The 21,765-nt window shown below is 47.1% G+C and carries 19 protein-coding genes and 1 pseudogene; 9 read left to right on the forward strand and 11 right to left on the reverse strand.

Annotated elements, in window-relative coordinates; all coding sequences use genetic code 11:
* Positions 1-3: 3 nt before the first annotated feature.
* The gene (locus tag ACUZ8J_RS20355) at positions 4-1,461 is read right to left on the reverse strand and encodes a DUF4145 domain-containing protein (RefSeq protein ID WP_446694793.1); all 1,458 of its coding nucleotides are present in this window, start codon (positions 1,459-1,461) and stop codon (positions 4-6) included.
* A gap of 36 nt (positions 1,462-1,497) precedes the next feature.
* The gene (locus tag ACUZ8J_RS20360) at positions 1,498-2,205 is read right to left on the reverse strand and encodes a hypothetical protein (RefSeq protein ID WP_039976951.1); all 708 of its coding nucleotides are present in this window, start codon (positions 2,203-2,205) and stop codon (positions 1,498-1,500) included.
* Between the two features lie 191 nt (positions 2,206-2,396).
* On the opposite strand from ACUZ8J_RS20360, the gene ACUZ8J_RS20365 reads away from it, so the two are divergent.
* Both ACUZ8J_RS20365 and ACUZ8J_RS20370 read left to right on the forward strand, forming a co-directional pair.
* Positions 2,397-2,924, forward strand: a complete 528-nt coding sequence (locus tag ACUZ8J_RS20365) for a DUF2780 domain-containing protein (RefSeq protein WP_023265359.1) — start codon at positions 2,397-2,399, stop codon at positions 2,922-2,924.
* A gap of 97 nt (positions 2,925-3,021) precedes the next feature.
* Positions 3,022-3,474 carry a tellurite resistance TerB family protein gene (locus tag ACUZ8J_RS20370; protein WP_446694794.1) on the forward strand — a complete coding sequence of 151 codons (453 nt, stop codon included), beginning with the start codon at positions 3,022-3,024 and terminating at the stop codon, positions 3,472-3,474.
* Between the two features lie 82 nt (positions 3,475-3,556).
* Here the strand turns inward: ACUZ8J_RS20370 and ACUZ8J_RS20375 are convergent, their stop codons facing one another.
* A complete protein-coding gene (locus ACUZ8J_RS20375) occupies positions 3,557-4,381 on the reverse strand; it encodes an HDOD domain-containing protein (protein WP_023265357.1) in 825 nt (274 codons plus the stop codon).
* A 317-nt stretch (positions 4,382-4,698) separates the two neighbouring features.
* Between ACUZ8J_RS20375 and ACUZ8J_RS20380 the strand changes: the two genes are divergently transcribed.
* Positions 4,699-5,310, forward strand: coding sequence for an energy transducer TonB (locus ACUZ8J_RS20380; protein WP_446694795.1), 612 nt, complete (start codon positions 4,699-4,701; stop codon positions 5,308-5,310).
* A 76-nt stretch (positions 5,311-5,386) separates the two neighbouring features.
* Here ACUZ8J_RS20380 and yjeH read toward each other — a convergent pair.
* Positions 5,387-6,653: pseudogene (gene yjeH, locus ACUZ8J_RS20385) on the reverse strand (L-methionine/branched-chain amino acid transporter).
* Between the two features lie 227 nt (positions 6,654-6,880).
* Between yjeH and ACUZ8J_RS20390 the strand changes: the two are divergent.
* Positions 6,881-7,312 (forward strand): Lrp/AsnC family transcriptional regulator, encoded by a 432-nt coding sequence (locus ACUZ8J_RS20390; RefSeq protein ID WP_023265354.1) that lies wholly within the window; start codon positions 6,881-6,883, stop codon positions 7,310-7,312.
* On the opposite strand, the gene ACUZ8J_RS20395 is transcribed toward ACUZ8J_RS20390, so the two are convergent.
* From ACUZ8J_RS20395 to ACUZ8J_RS20425, 7 genes are all read right to left on the reverse strand, one after another.
* Positions 7,313-7,780 (reverse strand): hypothetical protein, encoded by a 468-nt coding sequence (locus ACUZ8J_RS20395; protein WP_446694796.1) that lies wholly within the window; start codon positions 7,778-7,780, stop codon positions 7,313-7,315. It lies immediately after the preceding gene.
* Between the two features lie 10 nt (positions 7,781-7,790).
* Entirely contained in the window at positions 7,791-8,456 is a 666-nt protein-coding gene (locus ACUZ8J_RS20400; protein WP_446694797.1) for a TorD/DmsD family molecular chaperone, read from the reverse strand.
* Positions 8,457-8,512: 56 nt separating this feature from the next.
* Positions 8,513-9,187 (reverse strand): DMSO/selenate family reductase complex B subunit, encoded by a 675-nt coding sequence (locus tag ACUZ8J_RS20405; RefSeq protein WP_037425569.1) that lies wholly within the window; start codon positions 9,185-9,187, stop codon positions 8,513-8,515.
* Between the two features lie 13 nt (positions 9,188-9,200).
* Positions 9,201-11,711 carry a DMSO/selenate family reductase complex A subunit gene (locus tag ACUZ8J_RS20410; RefSeq protein WP_446694798.1) on the reverse strand — a complete coding sequence of 837 codons (2,511 nt, stop codon included), beginning with the start codon at positions 11,709-11,711 and terminating at the stop codon, positions 9,201-9,203.
* A gap of 19 nt (positions 11,712-11,730) precedes the next feature.
* The gene (locus ACUZ8J_RS20415; protein WP_446694799.1) at positions 11,731-13,719 is read right to left on the reverse strand and encodes an MtrB/PioB family decaheme-associated outer membrane protein; all 1,989 of its coding nucleotides are present in this window, start codon (positions 13,717-13,719) and stop codon (positions 11,731-11,733) included.
* A gap of 14 nt (positions 13,720-13,733) precedes the next feature.
* Positions 13,734-14,690: a DmsE family decaheme c-type cytochrome gene (locus ACUZ8J_RS20420; RefSeq protein WP_446694971.1), complete on the reverse strand. Its 957-nt coding sequence runs from the start codon at positions 14,688-14,690 to the stop codon at positions 13,734-13,736.
* Positions 14,691-15,021: 331 nt separating this feature from the next.
* Positions 15,022-15,981, reverse strand: a complete 960-nt coding sequence (locus ACUZ8J_RS20425; protein WP_446694800.1) for a LysR family transcriptional regulator — start codon at positions 15,979-15,981, stop codon at positions 15,022-15,024.
* A 177-nt stretch (positions 15,982-16,158) separates the two neighbouring features.
* Here ACUZ8J_RS20425 and ACUZ8J_RS20430 point away from each other — a divergent pair, with 177 nt between their 5' ends.
* The 5 genes from ACUZ8J_RS20430 (at position 16,159) to menE (ending at position 21,730) form a co-directional block, all read left to right on the forward strand.
* Positions 16,159-16,464 (forward strand): hypothetical protein, encoded by a 306-nt coding sequence (locus tag ACUZ8J_RS20430; RefSeq protein ID WP_446694801.1) that lies wholly within the window; start codon positions 16,159-16,161, stop codon positions 16,462-16,464.
* Positions 16,465-16,652: 188 nt separating this feature from the next.
* Positions 16,653-18,374 carry a 2-succinyl-5-enolpyruvyl-6-hydroxy-3-cyclohexene-1-carboxylic-acid synthase gene (menD, locus tag ACUZ8J_RS20435; protein ID WP_446694802.1) on the forward strand — a complete coding sequence of 574 codons (1,722 nt, stop codon included), beginning with the start codon at positions 16,653-16,655 and terminating at the stop codon, positions 18,372-18,374.
* The gene (gene menH / locus ACUZ8J_RS20440) at positions 18,374-19,177 is read left to right on the forward strand and encodes a 2-succinyl-6-hydroxy-2,4-cyclohexadiene-1-carboxylate synthase (RefSeq protein ID WP_446694803.1); all 804 of its coding nucleotides are present in this window, start codon (positions 18,374-18,376) and stop codon (positions 19,175-19,177) included. The genes menD and menH overlap by 1 nt, the downstream gene beginning before the upstream one ends.
* Positions 19,178-19,198: 21 nt before the next feature.
* Entirely contained in the window at positions 19,199-20,248 is a 1,050-nt protein-coding gene (menC, locus tag ACUZ8J_RS20445) for an o-succinylbenzoate synthase (RefSeq protein WP_446694804.1), read from the forward strand.
* 6 nt (positions 20,249-20,254) lie between these two features.
* The gene (gene menE, locus ACUZ8J_RS20450; protein WP_446694805.1) at positions 20,255-21,730 is read left to right on the forward strand and encodes an o-succinylbenzoate--CoA ligase; all 1,476 of its coding nucleotides are present in this window, start codon (positions 20,255-20,257) and stop codon (positions 21,728-21,730) included.
* The last annotated feature ends 35 nt before the right edge of the window (positions 21,731-21,765 follow it).

Below are 21,765 nucleotides of genomic sequence, written 5' to 3' on the forward strand. Positions count from 1 at the left end.
TCCCTAAACGCTTAGCAGATCCTTGGCGCGCTTCAGGGTTTGAATCTCACCGGGATCTTGGGTCATCTCCAGCACAGTATCAACCTGCAATGCGAGTGATTGCCACAGAGGCTCGATAATCTCAGCCTCTTTGCTATTGGCATGTCGGCGCGCCAGGTTGAGTAGCGCTGCAGAACCCACCACATCGATACGCCCTAAAATACCGTCCGCGAGTGCCATGCTCAGTTCAATCATGGCTGGCACGCTGTGACCGTATTTAATCACTTCACGTAGATAACGCTCCGCCTGACTCACATCGCCACCCAAACCACTTTCGTCGTTTAGCATATGTTGCGCGCGGGTAAGCATGGCATCCAGCTGACCTTGCTCGGCCGCTTCGGCCATCCAATACTCACTCACGATAGGATCGCGCTTACAACCATCGCCGTTGGCGAGCATTAAGGCTAAATGATACTGGGCATGGGGATAACCCGCTTGCGCCGCTTTATTAATAAAATGATAGGCTTGGGTCAGATCTTTGGTCTGATAATAGAGCACACCTAAATTCGCCATGGCTTCAGTCTGCTCACCCTCGGCCGCCAGTTGTAAATAATGCTTCGCCTGCACTAAATCCGGCTTAAATGACTCGCTGCCCACCAGATAAAAATACCCGAGTAACGCCATCGCATTGACGACACCCGCCTCAGCAGCCTTGGCAATCGCAGCTTCGCCCAGAATTGCATCGGCCTGTCCTTGGTAACCATGAATAAGCCCGACCCCATGTTCATAGAGGGCATCGGAATGTTTTGGCGCCGCAAGGGCAAACCAATAGGCGGCTTTGGCAAAGGTATCACGGGCTTTTTGCGCCACTTCCTTCACTGCTGGGCCATTTTCATCTTCATTACCATAGGATTGATCAACCAAGGCAAGCTCTTGCTCTTTAAGCATTAATGCTTTGGTTTTAAAAGAGATCCCCACAAGATATTGCGCGTTAGGGTCGTCTTCCATCACAGCGCGGTAACAGAGATCTTTGATGGTAACGGCGTCACTGGCTTGGTAACGATAAGCGGGAGCAGCACGCCCGAGCACCTTAGGATACAAGTGCTCAATTAAGGCCAACACATCCTTGATGGCCTTTTGGGCCAAGGCGAGCAATTGTTCTTGGGTTAAATGGTATTTTTCAGGATGGGCGCCACGATTACCATCGCCACGCAGACGATGTAAGGCTCGTGTCGTCTTCACATCGATCAGCCGCCTTTGGTTTAACAGCTCGATACGGTCATAGAGATTAGGACTGGTGAAGGAGACGGCTTTATCCTGACCAAGCAGTTCGGTCAGCCTGTGGGTAAAACTGCGGATATGCAACAGTGACTGAGTGGGCACATCCTGCACATAGTTTTTGGCGTTGAGGTAATCATCGAGGAGCGCGGCCGAAAAGCCTTGGATAAATTCGCTATCCAGTAACTCAGCCCCAGTCCCCATACGTTCTTACCTCAACTCGAATATACTCAGTGAATGTTATTCTGCGCTGGGCTTTTTCGTCACCATATACAGGCGGAACAGCGCTAAGTTCACGAATAGACCGATAAATGCCATCAAGGTATCCGCCAACATTTGCACTGGCAGGCCGCCCAGGGAAGCAGCGCCAGAGAGCTGAGCGCCCACGACAGAAAGCGGCAGGTAAAGCATCAATAAGGCGATGGTTTTCAGTACGATAGGCCCACTAAAGCTAAAGCTTGCCTTAATGGCTTCCAGCGGCGTTAGACGCTCAACCACCACCATAAAGTTCACATAGGCTAGGCGGGCAAACAGGTAAAAACTGATCACAAGCCCAACCAACCACATTGGCCCAAACGCGGCGAATAACATCACAGGCGCTAGAATTGCGAGACCTGAAAATACACCCGCCAGCAGTAAGGGCGGTACAAAGGGTAAGCTGGCTTTTAATACCATACCCGCCGAGGGATTGTGCCCTTGGGATCTCAACTCTAAAAACAGTGTTAACGCGGCAATCAGCACCGAAAAAATCAACAGCAATAGCATCATGGCAATCATATGCGGCGCGCCAAACTGCGGGTTTTCCAGATCTACTTTGCTCATCTCTGTCCCTAGCCACAGCTGGATCCCCACTTGCACTAATAGCAATGGTACCGTCAGCATGGCAAGCTGAGTGAGATGATTACGGAAAAAGTTATAAGCTTCGGTCAAAATTGCGGATAGTGACATGCGCCTTTCCAAAAATAATTGAAGTAAATTAACACCGTGAATTGCCGCTAAGGATACCCAAAATCCTGCTCCAATGCACAACACAAATCGTCTGAGTGAACCGTAAATCACAGAAAAGGGCTGCAACAAAAGTCGCAAAGCCGTTACACTGTCCACTTTATTGCGCGCAAACCGTCAAAGGATGCCACTCTATGAAACACACTTTCACTCTCTCTATTCTGATTAGCGCCTGTCTTCTCGCTACTCCCGCCAGTGCAGGTTGGTTAGATAACCTTGCCGGTACACAAGCAAAAACGGAGAAAGCGACCACAGCTACTGTAACCCAATCCAACGAGTTAGTTGGCAGCGTGATGTCGCAACTCGGCTTAAGCCAAGCCCAAGCCGAAGGTGGTTTAGGCAGCCTGTTAGGCCTTGCACAATCAAGCTTAGGTACGAATGATTACACCAAATTAGCCGCCAGCATTCCGAATGCAGACAGCCTATTAGCTGCAGTCCCTAAACTCGATGGCAATTCAGGGGTATCTGGTTTGCTCTCTAAGGCGGGTAATATTGGCTCTTCTCTACAGGGTAGCGCAATGGTGTTAGATGCCTTTGAAAAATTAGGTATTTCTAAAGAGTTAGCCATGCCGATGATCAATATCGCCAAGTCTTACCTTGAGACAAATGGTGCCGAAGGCAGCTCAGATCTGCTGATGAAAGGCCTAAACGCCCTACTGTAATCTTGCCCATCACCCTAAGCCCATAAGCTTAGGGTGAACTTTAGCGCCGTAAATCGCTCTATTAAATTATCTCTTCTTGCCAGAGCAGTGCCCTTTTATGATTGCTAAGCTGAAACGATTTCTTCAATCCCACACCCAAGCTATCTCTCCCGAGGAGAAAGCCCACCAGTTAAAGTTAGCGGCAGCGAGCATGTTGCTCGAAGTGGTATTTGCCGATGAAACCCTCGCGGCGGAAGAAATGGCGTTACTGCCGACATTGCTGACGGAAACACTGTCTATGCCGGAGGAGGAAGCCAAGGAACTGATTGAAGAGGCTAAAAAAGCCCAAGGTAATGCAACATCGTTATTTGAGTTTACCAATACCATCAATGCCGAGTTTAGCGTGGAGCAAAAACAGCAATTGCTATTAGCCATGTGGCAACTTGCCTATGCGGATGGACAACTCTCCCAATATGAAGATCAAATCATTCGCCGCACCGCTGATTTGCTATACCTTAAGCACAGCGAACTGATCCAGATGCGTAATCAGGCTATCGACGCACTAAACTAAGATCAAACAACAAAAAAGCATGAATCGCAGTAACGCTATTCATGCTTTTAGTTAACGTTTTAAGTTTGCGGCTCAAACAGTCTTAGGCAAGTGCCTTACCAATCTCGAAGCCTGCACCTCTCAGCTCAGTTAATTTGGCTCGCAATCCACCCATTTCCATCTTTAAGCCTTTCTTAGTCGCCAATTGCGATAACCAACTGGTTTTATCGTCATCTTCAATACTATCCCAATCAGCTAACACTTTGTGAGATAAACACAATAACGCCGCAAGCTTTGAGAAGGGATTAGAATCCTTAGGGTGATCTTGAAACAGAATGCCCTGCACCAGCGCGGGAGTAAATTTCCAGTTTTGAGCTAACAATGCACCAATATCGGGGGAATCATAACCAAGGAGTTCGCGCTCAAATGCATGCTTATCTTTACCCTGTGCGACAGCTTCGTTAATTTTTTCAGCGTCTTCAGGAGAAATCGCCGCAATTAATAAATCACCAATCCGATGGAGAATCCCGCAAGTAAAGGCCTCTTCCGGCTGTACTCCGCACCGTCTAGCCATTTCTTGGCTATAAAGTGCAATTTCAAAGGTTTGCCCCCAAAATTGAGCCAGATCCACACCATTACATTTAGGCATAGACCCCATAACAGCGGAGGCTAAGACTAAAGTTCGTAGCGTCTGCATCCCTAGACGTACTACGGCCTCATCAATACTACCGACCTCTCTGCTATGTCCATAATATGCACAGTTAGCCAACCTAAGAACCTTGGCACTGATTAAGGGATCGTGGGACACCTTAGTCGCAATGGTTTTTACCGTTGCATTGTCATCATTTACGACATCAAGTAGCTCGCTAATCGCTTTAGGTAAACGGGGTAACTCATCGACTCGACTCAGTAGCGCGGCGGAATCCATATTTATTCTCCTTCTAAACGAATGATCAAAATATAGAACACAAAATCTCGCCTCGCTCTGAAAGATATGATGACTTATCAATAGGGTGTAAAGCTTTTACGCCAGCATTCAGCAATCATTATCTTGGCCCAAAATACTCTGACTCAATATCAAAATACCCCTGCAATGCCTAATGAACCTGATAAATTCACTCTTTGATTGATGAGGAACAGCAACAAAATCACTCAATAAATAGTCTTATTTGTAAATAAATATTTCTAAAATTAAGTAATGGGTGATATAGATTAAATCTTGTTCATCAATTGTAAGGAAGCACTATGGACCAAAATGCACTCGTTAATCGCACCGGGATTATTATTGTTAGCGCTCTGATCACCTTAGGTTTGTTCGTGTTTATGGCGCAACTTATCCATAATCCGCAGCCATTGAGCGGACAAGCGTCAGATGCGCCGCAAATCAATATTTCGATGAGCGAGCGAACACCAATTCCACCGAAGGAAAGTCGCAAACCCGAACCACCAAAACCCATTCCAGCGAGGGAGCGGGTGACGACTCCGGGCGAAAGTACTGAAGTGGTCGACTTTAGCCCTAAGACTTTTACTCCCGAAATGCCAACGCAAACAGCGTTATTTAACCCATCGGCAATGACGGCAGAGGCCTTACCCGTGGTACAAGTGTCCCCTCGCTACCCCATTGATGCGGCACAAAATGGTAAGGAAGGTTATGTAGTCGTAGGCTTTGATATTACCGTGGATGGTACTGTCAGCAACGTGCGAGTGCTCGATGCCAACCCCAAGCGGGTGTTTGATAAGGCCGCGCTGTCAGCGGTGCAAAACTGGAAATACAAACCTAAGTTTGATTCGGGCAAGGCCGTGCCACAGCTGAATCAACAGGTGCAGCTCGACTTTAAACTGGATCAGAAAATATAAGCGCAAGAGACCAGAACGCGCGCTGGTTGGCGTTCTGGTGTTACATTCAGTGATTAATCGTTCAAAACCTCGGCCACTAAGACACTTTATTTACCGCTAAGCTCTGTTTGCGACTGATATGCGTCTTCTGCCACCACAGGAACGGCGCAACGAACAAAATCAATACCAGCACGTAGGTCATGCTAGCCCCAAGCGCGATACCTAAGGCCAAACAGAAGCCACAACCTAATACCACTAAGGGTAAGTTGCTGCGGGGCAATAATTTAGCTGCGGCTAACATCGCCATTAAGTAAATCACCACAAATACCCCATTACTCCAAGCAATAAGATGCTCCAGCTCTTGACCTGTGATGTGAGTTAGCACTATCACACTCGCCATAACGCTAAGTAACGCCGCCAAAGCGCGAATTGGCACACCGTAGCCATTCTTTACCGCAAAGCAGCGCGGCAAAATCCCTTCGTTACTAAAGCTCCAGATAAGACGCGCAGCACTGGCGGCATACACGTTAACCGTGGCAAGAGCTGGCAATCCCCAGCACACCAATCACTTGAGCGCCATAGCCGCCCAAGAGCGTATCGAACACACCGATCATGGCCACGCTTTTATCGGTCGGCACTAACAGTAAAATCAAGGTACAGGCCACATAAATAATGCCCACCAGCACAGTGCCCATCATCATCGCTGGGATCATATCCTGCTGTGGACGGCGAAAATCATCGGCGAGGTGAGTCATGGCCTCAATCCCCAAGAAGCTCCAAAAGGCGATACCTGCGGCAATCATAATGGTGGGGATTTCTGGCGTGCCATAGCTTGCTAATGAAGTTAAGTGCCCAGGTTGCACACTGCTCGCCCCGAATAACAGCACCACAATCGCCACAATACAAAGCGTTAAGCCAAATTGCAGTTTGGCCGAGACTTGAATGCCACGCAGATTAAGCAGGAATAAGCCGAAAATCACTAATACCTCAGCGCCCACCTTGTACCAGCCATCCAAGGGGATGAGTGCATTAACAAATTGGAAGGTCATCAAAATCGCGGCGGGCGCGCCCATCGGCACAACCAACAAAAAAATGAGTCCGATAGTACGACCTGCGGTTCGACCAAAGGCCTTTTCCACAAAATAAGCGGGACCCGCAGCATGGGGAAAGACGCTCGCCAGTCGACCAAAAATCAATGCTACTGGAATAATGGCTAAGGTCAGGAGTGACCACGCGATAAGCGCGCCAGCATGGGCTTTGTCGATTGTCATTTGTGGGAGAATAAACACCCCTGTGCCCAGCAAAGTGGTGGCCATCAAGCCTGCGCCTTGCCAACGTCCTATAGTTCCGCTATGTGAGTTCATCTGTTAAAATTCAGTGGTTTTGAAGCCGTCAGTATAGTGAGATTCTACGCCGCAATCTGCCGTTAATCTCAGTGTTCTTAGTGGCAAACATCGGCAAAATGACGGCAAAAATGCATATTTCCGGCAAAATGACGGCGCAGCCCCAGCACTGGGTGCTTAACTGATATTAGCTTGCCTTGGCGATGTGCCTCGCGCTTTTTTACAACCCGTTTTTATCGGAGCCCAAGTTGGATAAGTTTGATACCGCCATCATTAACAGCCTGCGCCAAGATGCTCGCCAGAGCGTCTCCAGTATTGCCGAGCAGGTGAACCTTTCCCGTAGCGCCGTTGCCGAGCGGATCAAAAAACTCGAGCAAACTGGGGTGATCCGCGGCTATCAGGTTTTACTGAGTGAATCGCAAAAGGAAGGAGTCTCGGCCTATTTCGAAATCCAGCATAAATGCCCGCGTTGCGCCGATGTGGTGCATGTATTCCATGCCATCCCCGAAGTAATTACCTGTCGCGGTATCTCTGGCGATATGGATTTACTGGTGTATGTCCACGCCCCTTCGATGCGCCGCTTGCACGAGATCCGTGAATATATCGATACCCACACGGACATCATTAAAATCAAAACCCATGTGGTGATGAGCGAGTGGATAAATAATATGGGGGAGTAATTACCCCCCCATATTACGCGTGTGTTGTCGCTGGGTTAGACGAAGCGCAATCAGTTGATTTGACAAGCGCTCAAGCATCAAACACATCGATTGCGCTAGCGGATCTGTGTTTGCTGCATTGGTATACTGCTTACGCCATTGTTCGGCTAAAGTAAAAATCAGTTGCTCGGCTTGCCCTAAAGACTGATTAGATACTTGTTTTACAAACAAAACTCTACAGCACTCAAAAAAACAATGCAGCACCATATTATCAGGCAGTTTCTGCTCGCTCATTGCTTTATCGAGAACTAGCCATTGCGGCTGACCTTCAATAAAAATAACCGCAGACATCATATTAGTGACCGACGCTAATGACGTACCGCCACAACATAAGTCGTGAATATTTTCACAAGCGGTCAAACTCAATTGAAGTCGATAGGCAAGCTGGGCTTTTAACCATTGATGACTCACTGCTGTCACAAACGTCATGAGCTAACCTTTAGCGATAGAGTTTTACGGTTTGAGGTATCACGTTAAACTTCGTACCTAAATGTGCAAAAAACACTTGAGCAAGCATAGATATACCACGATAAAAATCCGTTTTTGCATGAAGTTCAGCTAACGCCAAACAGCGTCCCGCCCAAGGTAAAGTATGTTGTTGCAGCAATAGCGTGCAGACTCTCACCTTTTGTGTTTCATTGGGGTTTAACGCTAATTCATCAAACAAGTATTGCAACACTAATAAAATCAAGCCTAAATGGTCTACGGGTTCATTTCGCGTCAGAGATAACTCGATACCATGGGTGTTATAAAAGCTAACCAGATTTTGAGTCGAAGCCTCATTCAGTAACTGTCCCTCACTGGTGTATACCGATCCCCAGAGGGCAGCTTTAGGATCGCCAGGGCCAAAAAATAGCTGCCCATAATCTAATTGAAGCTCGATTAATTGCGATTCATCGTCCTGCCATTGAGTCAAATAGCTACTTAGCAAAGCTTTTCCTGACTGTTCACCTGTCGAGAGTTCAAGCTCTGGCCACTGGCTTGCTAACTCATCTCGCTTAAATTGTGTCAGTAATGGCATATTAGGGTACGAGTACAAGATGTTATGCAGCACTTTGGCAATTGCACCCCATGTTTGGTAATCACTCATGTTGATTATTGACATAGTGTTCCTTTTACAAACGAAGAAAAATGAGGGGGCTAAGCCCCCCATTCTTACTATTACACTTCAGCGGGGTTTAATAATTGCCCACTACCACCAACTGGTTGACCATTTCGATTGGCCTTAATAATCAAGTTTGGTGAAGTAATTGAGGGCGATGGTAAGGGTGCAATATGACCATCACCCTCTCCATATTTCGCTCGTAAATTATCCATAGTGTCAAAGTCGAGTGCCCGTAAAGGACAAGAATCAACGCAAATAGGCTTTTTACCTTCAGCGAGTCTATCGCTACAACCATCACATTTGGTCATTACCTTACGCTCGATATCCAGCTGTGGAGCATCATATGGGCAGGCTCTCGCGCAACTTTCACAACCAATACAAAGTTCAGTGGCAACTTGGACTAATCCATCTTCACGGCGCTTATGCATTGCACCTGTTGGACAGGCTTTAACACAAACAGGCTCACTGCAATGGTTGCAACCAATAGACATGTAGTAAGCAAAGACATTTTGCTCAAAACTACCATCGACGTTTTGCGACCAATTACCACCACCATATTCATAAACACGACGCCAAATAATACCGGGCAAATTAGCGACACCATTATTCATCACATCATCTTTTGCGCGAACCAAGCCAGTCATGCGGTCCTTACAGGCAATATGACAGGTTTTACAGCCAGTACATTTGCTGCTATCGAAATAGAAACCATATTGTGTTTGTTGAGTCATTTTCATCTACCCCTTATGCCTTGACGATCTGCACGCGATTGGTGTGTTGTGGGTTTCCCTTTGCGAAAGGGCTTGGCTGGTAACGAGTTAACGTATTAATACAGCCACCAACATCAATTGGGTGCCCGCTCCTTCCAATCCGAGCGATATCAGGTTGATACCAAGCCCCCTGACCTAAAGCCACAACACCTGGGGCAACCCTTGGGGTAATCCGTACAGGTAACTCAACTGTGCCACGATCATTCCACATCTGTACTTTATCGCCACTTCTTAAACCACGACCTATGGCATCGGTTGGGTTCATCCATACTGCATCTTCTGCGGCTTCGCGCAGCCACGGCACATTATGATAACTTGAGTGTGTACGCCCCTTGGTGTGATAACCCATTAATTGCAGAGGATAATCATCCTTAGTATCTTCATCGTCATAACCTTCCCATGTGGGTTGATACATAGGGATTGCAGTGATGTAGTCGCCTTTAACATTAGGATTAAAGATCCAGTCTTTACCCTTTTGCGCCATCGATAGTGAGTAGATCTCTACCTTACCTGACGGTGTGCTCACCGCTTTACCACCATTGATATAGCTATCGAGTGCAAGTACAGGCGTCTTACTAAACGCTCGGAACACGCCAATCTTTTGCGCTTCAGCGTAACTATTTGGGAAGGCAGGCTGAGCATTGGTATTCGCACTGTTTGTTCGAGTCTTTTGATAGAGCTCTTCTAACCAAGCAGCTTCATCTTTACCTTCTGTGTACTCAGCTTCTTTACCCATTTTGGCAGCAATTAAGCGTCCCATTTCAAACATTGAAATGCTTTCCCACATTGGCTTAACAGCTGCCTTCATGGCAACGAGATAACCCATGATCCCGGATGCGTAGCTATCATTGACTAGGTCATTCGACTCTAACCAAGTGGTATCGGGCAGTAAGATGTCTGCATAACGTGCGCTCGGTGTCATCCAGCAATCACACACGACAATAAGCTCACACTTGGTGTCATCTTCGAGGATTTTAGCGGTACCGTTACAGTCGGAATGTTGGTTAATTAATGCGTTACTGTTAATTGCAAATACCGCTTTAATATCTGCGCCAAGCGGAGTATCTAAGTCAGCAGTACCACGGATCCCATCTTTACGGGCGGTCATTTCATGGCCACGCTCAATCGCTTCAGCCCAAGTAAAGAAGGAAATTGATTCTTTAACAGGATTACTACCACCGCTCATACCTGCACGGTTTAAACTGCCTTGATAAGGTAGTGCGCCGTTGCTTACGCCTGGCTGCCCTACTTTTCCGGTTAGAAATGAAAGCATATAGCAAGCACGCATGGCTTGTTCACCATTAGCATGACGGTTTACGCCTGCACCGGTAACAATAAACGGTGCTTTAGCATTCATAATCTTGCTAGCAACAGATTTAATATTTGCTTCTGATATTCCGCAGATTTTAGCTGCCCAAGCTGGGGTTCTTGGGCCATTATCGACAAACTTACCTTCACCAAGAATGTAGTTGCGATAGTTGTCTTCAACATCGATATAAGGCAAATATTGAGTCTTTTTAGGATCGCCACTTGCGGTAAATTCAGCAACAAGCTTTTCAAGAGAGGCCTTGTCAAATCCAACGCAGTACTTATCTAAAAAAGCCTTGGAATGCGTATCAACCCATCCAGAGCTAATCATTTCATAGGCAATCGCTTCTGCAAATGCCGCATCGGTACCAGGTCTAATCGGTAACCATTGGCTTTCTTTACCCGCCATTGAGTCCGTATAACGTGGGTCCACCATAATCACTTCAAGGTTCGCATTCGCCTCAAGTGCTTTTAAGAAATCATATCCTTCACCCGACCCACTTTGACGCATTTCACTTGGGTTGTAGCCAATACCGAGGAACAGGTCACTATCGTATAACGCCGTTAAAGAAGAACCCGATGTGCTACCAAATCCAGTTGCTGCGGCCGCTTCATTTTGCTGTGCCCAAGAATAGTTACCATAAATCTTCAGGAATCCCCCATTCAGATTGAGCACACGATCAAAACACGCTGAGCTAGCAAACCCATAATAAGCCCCTGTTCCGTAGTGTTTCAAAATCGACTTATTACCGTAACTACTTGCGATACGTTGAATTTCACTCGCAATCGTTGAAGCAGCTTCATCCCATGATATTGGCACAAACTTCGCTTCTCCACGCTTACCAACACGCTTCATAGGTGTACGTAAACGATCAGGAGCATAAGTACGGCTACGCAGCGAACGTCCTCGGGCACACGCTCGGATCTGGTGGTTGCCGTATTCATCGCTAGTTTCATGATCTGCTTCAATACGGGTAATGATGCCATCACGACTAAATACTTTGATGGGGCAATTTGAACCACAGTTAACCAAACAAGATGACCAAGTTTGTACTTCATCGCCTACTGGCGGCTTAGGTGGCACCACATTCACATCACTTGAACCGGTATTACAGCCAGTGACCGTTGCTGCACAGCCCATAGCTGCACTCATTTTTAGAAAACTTCTGCGTTCCATTGTCTTTACCTCTTATCAATCAAGGCAGCAGGTAGCTGAAGGTAAACATCAGCAAGTGCGCGTTGTAGTTATGGTTTAAGTCGCCTAGGGTGATTAACCCAGGAATGCTATTGACTGCGGATTGGCTATAGTCGGTGTCGTAATAACGCTCGTACTGATAACTTAACTTGAGCCCCATACGCTCACTCAAGGCGTAGCGCCCATAGAGCTCGACACTGTGGTTATAGGAGTAGTAATCACCGTATGGCTGGACCTCGTTATAGGTGATTAAGGTATCGCTTGCGGAGTTGGAGAATAGATAATTCCCACCAAGTGTCAGCCTGTCATCCAATAGACCGCTATAGGTAAATCCCACACCTAAATTGATGAACTCATCGGCAACATCGCTATACCAGTCTGGTGAGGAAAACGATTGGCTACCCGCTATCGCGGAGTCTATCCATTGATGGCTTGCTGAGGCATAGAGGTGCAATTGTTCAGAGAGTTGCATCCCCAGCTGCAGGTCATAACCATAATCGGTCGATTCAGTGAGGCCTATAATGGTTTTAGCGTAATCATCCTTGGCATAATATCCATTTAAATCAAGAGTCAACCACGAAAGTGGTACATAATTCACCTTTAGATCAACCGCCTGACGCTCACGGTCTGCGAGGTAAAACTTACGTAATAGTGGATTTTCTTCAATCGAGGTATTTTCGACAGCGTTGTAGACCGAGCCGCTGCGGTTCTCGTAACGCCCACCAAAATCAATCACAGTGTTTGCCAAGGATCTGATATTCAGCTTGGCCCAAAATGCGTCATCATGGGTTTGTTCTCGCTCAAGGTAACTGCGTTCAACCTCTTTACGGTCGTAGCCTCCCATGAGGCGATACTCACTGTTAAAACGGTAACTACTGTGGAGTTTGTATGTCAGCCTTTCGATGTCCATGGGAACATTTTGCTTAAACGCACCGCTGACATTATCAAACTCTAATTGCGCAAACTCCCATACAGAGCTTTTATTATCGCGTTCGCTATAGTCAACCTGACCGTTAACACGCCATCGCGGGCTTAACATATTGCTGAAGCCAAGCCGCGCATCTAAGGTATCAACCTGACCATCCCAGCTCTGTAACGGATTACCAGTGACTTGGATTAAATCGCCATCTTGTAGCATCCGTCCAGCAGCGACACGACCATTGACGTTGCCACGTCCAAGCATATATTGCCCAGATAACGACACTTGATGGGCATCATTATCAGGCGTAGCAGCATACACATCGGGCAAATAAGGTAAGCTTAAGTTATCAATATTATTTCGGTAAAAACTGCCATGGTAAGCCAGCTCGCTTAACCAATTTTCACCCGAAATATTCAGGCCCGCATTAAGGTTTTCAGTGTTAGCATCAATAGGCAGTGCAAAGTTAACAGGGCGAGGAGTTACTAAACTACTGCGACGATTACCCGTTTTTTGTTCGTGGTCGTAGTTAATAAACGCCTGCATGACGCCATATTGCGCGGCTAATCCCAAGCCCACCTTTTCGCGTTCCAGCTGTAAATCGACATCTCGAGTCGCAGTGTCTGGCAATAGCACGCCATTGTTGTGCCACAATTGCGTTTGCGCCCGGCTGTCGTATCGAGTTAATAATTGATAATCAAGGTTCAGGGCATACAGTCCAGACCGACCCGCATCAAGGTGGGCATAGCTGTTCTCTAGTCCCAATTGATATGCTTGAACATTAGCTTGATAACCCGCATTGCGATAACGTACGTCCGCATCCATAGCCGCGCGCAATCCATCGCTGGCATCGCCAAAGGCATTACCCGCATGAATATCATCATTCTCGGCCCAGCCTGCACTTAACTGCAGCTCACCTTGGTAGCGCTTCTCTCCTATGCAGCTTTTACACTGATAAGCATCCAACTTTAGCCCTTGCAGATTAGCTTTGTGCACAGAAAAGTCTGCAGCACTCACACCACTGGTAGCAGCAAGTAATCCCAAGGTAATGATATTAAGTTTAAAAGACATGGCAGACTCCTTAATCAACGGGCAAAATTGCTGCCGCTAGGGTGGTTGGAGCCATGGATTTGGCTATGACAATTAAGGCACCCCATACCAGCACCAAACGCGTCAGCCCCCGGCTGAGTCACCACCCGACTAGCATGTCCATCATCGGCATGACATTGTTGGCAAAGTTGAGGGACTCGCTGCTTGACGAGGGCATCATTCACGCTACCGTGGGGGTTATGGCAAGTGGAGCAGTTTTCGGTCACCGGGGCATGTTCCCACAGGAAAGGACCGCGCTTTTCCGCATGACAGCTATAACAAGTGTCATTGACCGAGGTCTTTTTTAAGGCGCTCTCGTTAAATGAGCCGTGGGGGTTATGACAATCGATGCAGGTCATGTCATTCCACTTTAATGGGTGAGATGAACGCTTATTCATATCGGATTTCTGCCGAGTATGACAAGAAGTACACACTTGGCTCACCTGCTGCTTTTGTAGCACCGGGTCTTTAGCTACATGGACTTTATGGCAATCAGCACAGGCAATTTCTTCCATGTTATGTAAGCTGCTATGCCAGCCACTTTGCTCAGTTTTTTGATGGCAACCTAAACAAACGGTATTTTGGCTCGGTGCTGACAATGGACTGCCAGAACCAAAGCTAATCATTGGCTCCTTGCCTCCTTTATTATGCTGCCCAAGCGGCCCATGGCATGCCTCACATTGCAATCCAGCCATTGGGGATTTGCTATTATTGATATCGCCATGCACTCCATCAAAAATAGCCATAACGGTGTTATTTTTACGATGGCACATTAAACAAGTATCAGCGCCTTTAGCGGAATATTTCCCTTCAGCAAACTTATCTGTGAGTACCTTTTCTATTTGTTCTCCCGTTTCATGAGTTGATGGAATATCTTGCGCTTTAACAGATGGAGATAATATAAGGAGCAGGCTAGCCCCCATTATCAGAGTTTTAATTTTACGCCATCTCATATTTAATGCCTTATGGTTAACATGACTTAGCAATGAAAAATCCATAACCATAATAACCACAAAACATCAAAGGTTAACGATTGTTAATAATGAATAAGCAACAAACCTATTTACAGCTAAAAAACACTAAAAACACGCTTTAAATCACGGATTTTAATAAAAGAAAATCATTCTCACAAACAATATAACACACTGAAAAACATTAAAATAAAATAACTACCAACAACCGGCAAGTTAATAAAATGTTTATAAATTGTTTTTCTTTAGGCTTGAGATTAGCCAACACTAATTCTAACTAGCTCACAAATTTATACTTTCAAATTTCTAAATTTTAAATTTCACAAACCGAATCAGAAATAAAACGCAAAACCTCACTTTTAATCAACGGGGGAATGTCATCAATATTACGCTTAAGGTAAATCATGGAATATGTGGGCTTATGCATTGTCTCATGTAACCTTTGGTATTCACAATTTGCTAATTTTTCCACCCTCAATGAAGGAACCTTAGCGATGAAAGCGGCGGCACTATTAGGCCCAATAAAGCTAATAGTATTTTCAGACATTAATGCTTCAATCATTGAGGCTAAGTTTTGTGTTTTTAAAAAGACATTTAAAGCAAGTCCGCGCTGCTCGCAATAGACCTCGAAGGGATCTTTTTCATCATTAAAACCAGAAACTTGAGTAACAACAAATGGATATTTCGCAATATTATCGAGCGAAATGCTTTCTTGCCAAATGGCACTAGTTGCAGCTGAAACGACATAGACATGTTCACCCACGCTAATGGGTTCAACATGCAGTAAATTTGAATATTTTGGATTACAATCCATGGTTTGTGTACAGGCACGATTAGTAATCGCAATACATATTTCACCACTGATGACTGTTGTACAGATTTCCCTATGCGAGGAAATGACTTTTAAACTGATATCCAAACCCTCTTGTTTTATAACACGGTTTAGATGTTCAGGAAGCCCTACGCACAACGTTGCAGGCACAGCAATCACACACTCTCTCTTTACTTCAAGTTCATGCCTATTGGCGCTTAAACTTTCAATCAGCCCTATAATCTCACAAATTTTAGGATAAATTTCTTTCGCTTTCTTTGTTGGAATAAAGTGAGTTTTCTTCCTAATAAAAAGCGAGTCATTATAGACTTCTCTCATTTCGGCAATATAACGACTCACTTTTGAGGGGGATACAGAATGTTGCTGTGACACAAATGTTGCACTACCGCTATCATAAAGGGATTTAAATATGTAAAAAATCCTTACATCGCAATCTTGCATATAAAAAGCCTCATTACTGGTTAATTTCCAAATGATAAACCATCTAGATTACTTAAATCTGAAAATGAATATTTCATAAATAGAAAGTCATGCGTAATGACTCATTTATGAACACTAAGGCTAAGCCATTTATTTATTAATGCATACAATCTAAAAAAACATACAAGGCAGAATATCATGGCGCGTATTTTATTATCAGTATTTCTATTTTGCTTGCTGTCAAATGTCGTCTATGCCATTGATGGCTGCAATGGCTGCCATGATGAAAAATGGCAATCCACTCCAGCACATATATGGATTGAAACAGAGCATCATATCGATATTGTTGCTTGCCCTGATTGCCATCAATGGAAAGAGGGCGATGATTTACCTCCTATATTACCAAGCCAGGAAACGCTTCAAAAAGAATGCGGCAAGTGTCACGCCACTCCTGACAACTTACCCGCAATGATGCATATGCAACAATATCAACAATTAAAATAAACCTGTTCCCTGCGGGGTTCGCATCCTCATCAGTGCGGGCCCCTTTTTTCAGTTCGAAATACGCACGACGCACACCATTAACTCAAAAGCTTAATACCTAACCTGTCCTACCTTTTGTTAAGCCAGACATACATCTTAGCCGCCAAACACGTTACACTAAGCCCATCTTTATCCTGATTGATCTTGCTATGCGAACCGAAAACACAGCCACACTGAACCTAATGTGGGGCGCACTGATTCTGGAAGAATTAGCACGTCTTGGTGTGCAGCATGTCTGCATGGCGCCGGGCTCACGCTCGACACCGTTAACCTTAGCCGCGGCTCAGCAAACTAAGCTGAAACGTCACTTGCACTTCGATGAGCGCGGCTTAGGTTTTATGGCCCTCGGATTAGCCAAAGCCAGCTGCGCCCCGGTGGCAATTATCACCACCTCAGGCACGGCCGTCGCCAACCTGTATCCTGCGATAGTCGAAGCTTGGCTCACCCATGTGCCTTTGATTGTCTTAAGCGGTGACAGACCGCCAGAGTTACTCGGTTGTGGCGCCAACCAAGCCATAGTGCAACCGGCAATTTTTGCCAATTATGCCCAGCAGGTAAACCTGCCCACGCCGGATGCGCACATTGCACCGCAGATGTTGCTCACAACCCTCGATGAGGCGGTGGCAAACCAAACACGTCCAGTGCATATCAACTGCATGTACCGTGAACCTTTATATCCGAGTGAGATGAGTGGCAGCATTCTCGATAGCGAATCGTCTTATTTGAGGCCACTGCAAACTTGGTTGCAACACGCTAGGCCGTTCACTCAATACGGTAAGAGTGAACAACTCAGCAGCCCGAGCGATGACGCCATTATGCGTTTCGTCCACGGTAAGGGCGTCATCATCGCGGGTACGCTCACGCCGGAGCAAGATCCACAGCAGCTTATCGCCCTCTCGCAAAAGATTGGTTGGCCCTTGCTGACCGATGCCCAGTCGCAGCTGCGGCAACATCCGGCGGCGATAGGCAATATTGACCAACTACTGCAACATCCCAAGGCGCGCAATCTGTTGCAAGAGGCTGACCGAGTGCTGGTGTTTGGTGGACGCTTATTGTCTAAGCGTTTGATTGCTTACCTTGCCGAGCAAAACTGGCACAGTTACTGGCAAGTGCTGCCACAGCAGGACAGGCTCGACCCAAGCCATAATGCTAAACACATCTGGCATGCCAATGCCGCGCAATTTGCTCAACTCAATTGGTATCGCTCTTCGTCGGCGAATTGGGCTAACACCCTAATCACCTATAATGATGAATTGCATCACTTATTTGTGCGTAATATCGATCAAGGTGAGTTTGGCGAAGCCCAGGTTATCCGTGCAATTGCCAATACACGGCCGCTGGAGCAGCAATTGTTTATCGGCAATAGCCTGCCGGTACGTTTGTACGATATGTACGCGCCAGTGAGCTGCTGCACTGCCACCACTTACACTAATCGCGGCGCCTCGGGGATCGATGGCTTACTGGCGACCGCTTGCGGCATTGCCGCACACCAAGGTAAACCCACAAGCTTGATTATTGGGGACTTATCCCAGCTGCATGATCTCAACTCTTTTGCCATTGCCCGCAGCTTAACCAGTCCGCTGGTGATCATTATTCTCAATAACGATGGCGGCAATATCTTTAATCTCTTGCCCGTTCCCAACGAAGAGCTGCGCAGTGATTACTACCGCTTAAGCCATGGTTTAGAGTTTGGTTACGCAGCTGCTATGTTTAATCTGCCATATAATCAAGTGGATAATTTAGCAGACTTCCAAAGCTGTTATCACGAAGCGCTCGATTATCAGGGCGCCTCAGTGATCGAAGTCAGTGTGAGCCAACATCAAGCCAGCGAGCAGATCGCCGCGCTGAATTTATGGGTGAAACAAAGCTAATGCCAACCGTGGCCCGTTACGGGGAAGTCTCGCAGCCAAACCTAGTCCTGCTACACGGCTTTTTAGGGACTAAGGCCGATTGGCTACCGCTTATCCCCGAACTGAGCCAGCATTTTCATTGTATCTGCCTCGATTTACCCGGACACGGCGACAATCAGCAAGAGCCGCCATCGACGCTCGCCAATGGTTTCGACTATTGTGTTCAAGACATTATCAGCCGCCTCGACCGCCTGGGTGTTGAATCGTTTTTTCTTTACGGTTACTCCCTCGGCGGCCGCATCGCGCTGCACCTTGCCAAGGCGTATCCGCAGCGCATTTTGAGCTTATGGCTAGAGTCATGCCATCCAGGGCTAACCGATACCGCAGAGCAAGCCGCACGCAGTAAAAACGACAACCTGTGGGCCAAGCGCTTGCACAGCTTAAGCAGTCGAGATTTTTTACAGCTTTGGTATCAACAGGCAGTATTTGCCGATATGTCCGACAAGGCGCGGCATGCATTGATAGCCAAGCGCGCGGCGCTGCTCGACCAACATCCCAAGCAAACTCTAAAACAGATTTTTTTAGCCACATCACTGGCTCACCAAGCCTCTCTCTGGGATGTACCAGCAAGCCTTGCTTGCGAGAGCCATTTTTTTGCTGGCAGCCAAGATGCGAAATTCACTGCAATAGCAAAGGATTGGCAAGCACAACAACCCATCATCTTGCACCAGATTGAACAGGCTGGGCATAACATACATCAAGCCAATCCCGCGGCGTTAGTCGCCTGCTTAAGCGCACTCAAGCTTAAAAAATCGATGACTTGAAACAGATAATTTAGGGAAAATATGATCTTAACTTCGCTCAGCTTGTCCTTATATCGCCTGCCCTTAGACCGCTTTTTACCCGTGGGGAAACAGCGTATCGACCATAGAACGGGCTTAGTGTTGCAGGCAAAAGCACGAGCAGAGGGTGAAGAAAGCGAGCAACTGGTTGAAATCGCGCCGCTCTCAGGGATTGATATCGACCAACAGCCGTTGTCCGGTTTTAGCCGCGAGAGCCTAGATGAAGTACAGCAGGCCTTAGTGGCGTTATTGCCCAGCCTGCAAAACCAGTCTATCGATAGCTTGCTTGAGCAGGCCGAAGCGAGCTCTTATCCGTCTATTGCCTTTGGCTTGAGTCTATTGCATGCCAAACTCAGCGGAAAACTCGAGTCAGTGCGCCCAGTTACCAACATAGTGCCGTTGATTTATCAGCCGGCGGATGCGCCAAAATCCGAATTAATAGCAAGAATTGCGAGTCTCGATAGCGGCGTACACTCAGTCAAAGTGAAAGTCGCACAAACCTCAATGGAAGATGAGTTGGGCCTGATTTATGCCATCTTAGGCCAGAGACCCGATCTTAAGCTGCGCTTAGATGCCAACCGTGGCTTTAGCTTAGAGCAGGCCCTCGACTTTGCAGCCTGTTTACCGCTAGAGAGCATTGAATATATTGAGGAACCTTGTCAGCATCCGCAGGATAATCAAACCCTGTATCGCGCTATTCCTCTGCCCTTCGCCTTAGATGAATCCCTCAATGATCCGGATTATCAATTTGTGATGCATGAGGGGCTCACGGCGCTCATCATCAAACCCATGCTACTGGGCAGTATTGAAAAACTTCAGCGCCTTATCGATGAGGCCCATAGCCATGGCGTGCGCTGCATCTTAAGCTCAAGCCTTGAGGCCAGCTTAGGCATCAATGACTTGGCCCATTTAGCCGCCATACTGACGCCCGATGAAATTCCAGGGCTCGATACTTTGAGCGCCTTTAGCCAAGACTTAATCGTGCCAAGCAACAAGCCACAATGCTTGAAGCCTCATCAACTTAAGCTTGTCGCCAGTACACAGCCGGATTAATTGCCGATGTCCGAATCTCAAGCATTGGCTCCATCCCAATCCGTTTCACAGCAAGGTATTTCGCCATTACATAGCGCCGCGCTCAACTCGCCCACACAAACGGCGGTTAAGTTCAATGGGCATGACATCAGCTACGCCCGCTTAAGCCATATGGTGCAGGGCTTGGGAGAACAGCTCATGCGCATTGGTGTTGGCCAAGGGCAACCATTGGCATGCATCAGCCGCAATAATTTAGAGATGATTTGCCTGTATTGGGCCTGTGTGGATATTGGCGCAATTTTCTTTCCTATCTCGCCGCGTTTTCCGCTGGCGCAAGTTCAAGGGCTTATCGATAGCCACCAAATCCCTTTCTATTGGAGCGAAGCGGAGTTGGCCTTGTCAGGCAGTCATCAACTCACGCTGGATTTTAGCCTCGATGTGAGTCCAAACAATGAGCAAGCAGCGATAGCTTTTGATCTTTATCGCCCAAGCAATGTGATTTTAACCTCTGGCTCCAGCGGTTTTCCTAAGGCGGCCGTGCACAATCTTGCGAATCACATTGCCAATGCCGAGGGTGCTCGCAGTCTTATCCCGCTGGTCACAGGTGATGCTTGGTTGTTGTCGTTACCCCTGTTTCATATTGGCGGCCTCGCCATTCTCAACCGCTGCGCCCTAGTGGCGGCGACGGTAGTGCTGCCGGATCCCGCTCTCCCGCTGGAGGCGCAAATCGAGCGCGACGGCTTAACCCATGCTTCCCTCGTGCCGACACAGTTACTCAATCTACTCGCCGACAAACAGGCTTCACTCAAGAGCATTAAAGCCCTGCTACTCGGCGGCGGTGCAATTTCTGTCGATTTGCTTAAACAGCTCGAACAGCGGCATATTGCCAGCTTTACCAGTTACGGCATGACAGAAATGGGCTCGCAAATCACCACAGGCCCAGCGCTAAGCGATGGCACCAGTGGCAAATTACTCCCAGGGCGTGAGCTCAAAATTATCGATGGGGTGATTTGGGTGCGAGGAGATTGCCTATTTATGGGTTATCTCACGGATAATGGTATTGAAAAACTACTCGATGCCGAGGGTTGGTTTTATACCAAAGACTGGGGCGAATGGGATGCTAACGGCAATCTTAAGATCTTGGGCCGCGTCGATAATATGTTTATCAGTGGTGGCGAAAACATTCAGCCTGAGGAAATTGAAGCGGCGCTAAAACTGCATCCGCTAATTGATGAAGCAATCGTCTTCCCTCAGCCTGACGTCACCTTCGGCCAACTCCCCGCCGCCATTATTCGTGGTGACATAGTCCGCAGCGGAACTGTCAGCAGCAACACAAGCCAAGAAATGAGTGCAATAGAGGCCGAGCTTGAAGTCTTTCTCGCCGATAAAATCGCCCGCTTTAAACGACCACGCCGCTATTACCCCTGGCCTGAGCATACCGAGCAAACGGGTTTAAAAGTGAATCGCAAACAACTTATTGCCGCTATTCAATCCGAATCTTGATAACTCTTGATAAATTCGGCCATAAAAAAACCTGC

Source organism: Shewanella sp. Koi 1 (assembly GCF_052907445.1).